Raw genomic sequence first — 3292 nt, 5'->3', positions numbered from 1 at the left:
AAATGCTATACGCATATTGTATCGCACGCGATGAATCGTGGCGAGTTTTTCAACAGAATCGCCCAAGCTCTGCCTTTCAACGACATTCCCCAAGCGGCTACTCATTTCTCCGGGTGTCAGTCCGCATTCCGGGCCCCGTTACTCCTTGCAGTTCCGCCGGCAATCGCAAAGACTCAGTTCCTTCGATAATCCACTCACCTGTCAAACGCCACTCGCGCTTCTCGTCTTCCAGGGCGATATGCCAACGGCCTGCCAGACGGGCACTGAGAACGCCTGAATAGAATCCCGAACCATCGGTCTCCAAGCGCACATTCTGATCAAACCCTGCGCGAGTTGGATGGGTAATATGCAATTTCAGCACGTCCGGCAGAACGGTGTCGGGCTTCCCGCTAAGGAGAATTCGAATCCGGGTTCCTTCTGCGTTTTGCATCAACTCTGCCTGCAAACCCAGACTGATGGCATTACGAATGCGAGCCGTTGTCTGATTCACCGCCAGACCCTGCTTGTAGTAGTCGTCATCGACCAATCCGTCGTTGCTGCTAATCGCCAGGTAAGTGGTAATCACACCGGCAACGATAACGATCACAGGCCCCGCCATGAGTATCCACGGCCAGGGAGACCGATACCAAGGTTGGACTGTTTCATTCAGTTTGGTATTCATGGCATGAAGAAAGTCGTTTTTTCCTGGACCGCAATATTGTCATTGGCTATTGAGCGAACTTCAAAACTGATCTTGTTGGAACCCTTGTCTGCGACGCCTTCTCTTACCGCTGCAACAATCAGAATGCTCTTGTTCGACGCAGCCGGCACTTCAGCTATCCGCTCACCCATGATGTCAATTCCATCGATCCCACTGACACTGATCTTGTAGCGGTGCGCCTCAACGTCGGTATTCTTGACCTGCAGCGTGAAGACATTCTCGATCAGTCCGTCGTCCCCTTCGCGGTAAAGCGTTGAGCGATCACGTAGAACATCGACCTTGAGTGGAATTCGGGTAGTCAGACTCCAGACGGTAGCGAGGATAATCGTCATCAGAATCGACGAGTACAGAATTGTGCGCGGCCGCATCAGATGGGCCAGAATATCGCGCGGCTTATAGCGCTTGGCGAGAGCGTTCTCGGTGGAATAGCGAATCAGACCGCGCGGCGACCCCACCTTGTCCATTACTTCATCACAGGCATCAATACACGCGGCACAAGCAATGCACTCAAGCTGCAACCCATGACGAATATCGATCCCGGTCGGGCAAACCTGAACACAGATACTGCAGTCGACACAGTCGCCCAGATTTTGTTGTGTTTCTGGCCCGGCGTTCTTCCTTCTCCTGCCGCGTGGTTCGCCACGATCGACATCGTAAGTGATAATCAGCGTATCCGGGTCAAACATTACCCCCTGGAAACGAGCATACGGACACATATACTTGCACACCTGCTCGCGCATAAAGCCGGCCATCAGATACAGGAAACCGGCGTAAAAAAGAATCCAGAAAGATTCCCACGGGCCGAGTGAAAACGAGGCAACGGAATGCCCGAGCTCCTTGATCGGCGTGAAATAGCCGACAAAGGTGAAACCCGTCCACAAGGCAATGGCCAGCCACAGGAAATGCTTGCTGAATTTCACACGGAACTTGCGCGCCGACATGGATTGCGCGTCAAGCTTCATTCGCGCCGGCCGTTCGCCCTCGAGCTTCCGCTCGATCCACATGAATATTTCCGTATAGACCGTCTGCGGACAGGCGTAACCACAGAAGAGCCGACCCCCGACAGCCGTCACGAGAAACAGCGCGTAGGCCGAAATGACCAGCAGGATAGCCAGATAAATCGCATCCTGAGGCCAGAACACCATACCGAAAATATAAAACTTCCGCTCGACAAGGTGGAAGAGGACGGCTTGGCGGCCGTCCCAGTCGCTCCAGCACAGGCCATAAAACAAGGCTTGGGTAAAGCAAACCATGACCCAGCGCCAATTATTGAAAACTCCTTTTACACTACGCGCGTAAACCGTCTTGTGCTTCTCATACAGCCCGTCTGAATTGATGACGATCGGCCTGTCCGGGTTATTAACCACCTTGCTCATGACTACCAGCCCCAAACAATTTCAGAATTTCACGTTACTCTAATATACAACACGATTGAAAAACAATTTGTGACAGAGTCCCCGTCAACCCCCGCCCAGTAAATAGACACGAGCAACCTCGTTGCCCGTGTCCGGAACGCTTACTGCTTATTGGCCCCAGCGCCCAGATTGAGTATGTAGGCGGAGAGCAAGTGAATCTTTGCCTCACCGAGGAAATCTTTCCAGGGCGGCATCTGGTTGGCGCGCCCCTGGGTGATGGTTTCCACTATCTTGGCCTCGGAACTCCCGTAAAGCCAGGATTTGTCGGTCAAGTTAGGGGCGCCCAGGGCTTGCATTCCTTTGCCGTCCTGCCCGTGGCATGCACTGCACACGGTTTCGTACTTCGTCTTGCCCTTGGCAGAAAGCGCGCTGTCGTTGCTCAGTCCGGAGAGCGAGCGGACGTAGTTTGCCACTTCCTTGGCGCCAGCCTCGCCACCGATAGCATCCGGGTTTCCGCCATAGGCAGGCATCATACCCATACGCCCATTGGTAATCGTCTCCACAATCTGTGCCGGCTCTCCCCCCCACTGCCAATCAGCGTCGGTAAGATTGGGAAAGCCTTGGTCTCTTGAACCCTGAGCCGTCGCGCCGTGGCACTGCATGCAATAGGTCTGATAAAGGCGCCCACTCATTTCCATGGCCTTCTGGTCTGCAGCCACGGCTTTCAGATCCATTTTCAGGTAATTGTCGAACAGCGGCTTGACCTTGTCCTCTACGCTCTTGACTTCCTTCTGGTGCTCACCAGCCGTCGACCAACCGAAGACCCCCTGAAAACCACCGAGAGTCGGATACAAGACTGCGTAAATCAGCGCGAAAACAACGGTAGCGTAGAACAGCCACATCCACCACTTGGGAAGCGGATTGTTGAACTCTTCCAGAGTCTCGTCCCACACGTGCCCGGTGGTGTCCGTTGTTTGTTCGTGGGAAGGATGGTGAATACTTTGCATCCAGAGAACGACGCCGCACGCCAGGATACTGACCAGCACCCCCAGGATGACATACCAGTTCCAGAATTCATTTACAAAGTCGCTCATGATGTTTTCCTCAGTTCGCTACTGGAAGAAAGGCCAAGTTCGGCTCGGTCCGTTTCCTCATCTGTAAACGGCAAGTTGGCAGCTTCTTCAAATCGCTGTTTGTTGCTCTTTACGCCATAAGCCCACCAGACGATCCCAAGAAA

Annotated in this window: 4 protein-coding genes; all 4 read right to left on the bottom strand. The window is 53.6% G+C overall.

The features are described from left to right. Window positions 1-97 precede the first annotated feature (97 nt). The 4 genes from PROAA_RS12930 to PROAA_RS12915 all read right to left on the bottom strand — a co-directional run bounded on the left by PROAA_RS12930 (window position 98) and on the right by PROAA_RS12915 (window position 3283). Window positions 98-661 (bottom strand): FixH family protein, encoded by a 564-nt coding sequence (locus tag PROAA_RS12930; RefSeq protein WP_186411737.1) that lies wholly within the window; start codon window positions 659-661, stop codon window positions 98-100. Further along, the gene (gene ccoG, locus PROAA_RS12925; protein WP_186411736.1) at window positions 658-2076 is read right to left on the bottom strand and encodes a cytochrome c oxidase accessory protein CcoG; all 1419 of its coding nucleotides are present in this window, start codon (window positions 2074-2076) and stop codon (window positions 658-660) included. The genes PROAA_RS12930 and ccoG overlap by 4 nt, the downstream gene beginning before the upstream one ends. Window positions 2077-2216: 140 nt before the next feature. Next, on the bottom strand, window positions 2217-3149 hold the full coding sequence (gene ccoP / locus PROAA_RS12920) for a cytochrome-c oxidase, cbb3-type subunit III (protein WP_186411735.1): 933 nt from the start codon (window positions 3147-3149) through the stop codon (window positions 2217-2219). Beyond that, complete coding sequence (locus PROAA_RS12915) at window positions 3146-3283, bottom strand: cbb3-type cytochrome oxidase subunit 3 (protein WP_245664272.1); 138 nt, start codon at window positions 3281-3283, stop codon at window positions 3146-3148. The genes ccoP and PROAA_RS12915 overlap by 4 nt, the downstream gene beginning before the upstream one ends. Window positions 3284-3292 lie beyond the last annotated feature (9 nt).

It is taken from the genome of Candidatus Propionivibrio aalborgensis (genome assembly GCF_900089945.1).
In the GTDB taxonomy this organism is placed as follows: Bacteria; Pseudomonadota; Gammaproteobacteria; order Burkholderiales; family Rhodocyclaceae; genus Propionivibrio; species Propionivibrio aalborgensis.
Note: the sequence above shows the minus strand (reverse complement) of the source record. Positions and strands in the feature narration are given on the sequence as shown.

Coding starts and splice junctions, on each gene's coding strand:
- PROAA_RS12930 (WP_186411737.1), bottom strand. CDS start 661: ATGAATACCAAACTGAATGAAACAGTCCAACCTTGGTATCGGTCTCCC.
- ccoG (WP_186411736.1), bottom strand. CDS start 2,076: ATGAGCAAGGTGGTTAATAACCCGGACAGGCCGATCGTCATCAATTCA.
- ccoP (WP_186411735.1), bottom strand. CDS start 3,149: ATGAGCGACTTTGTAAATGAATTCTGGAACTGGTATGTCATCCTGGGG.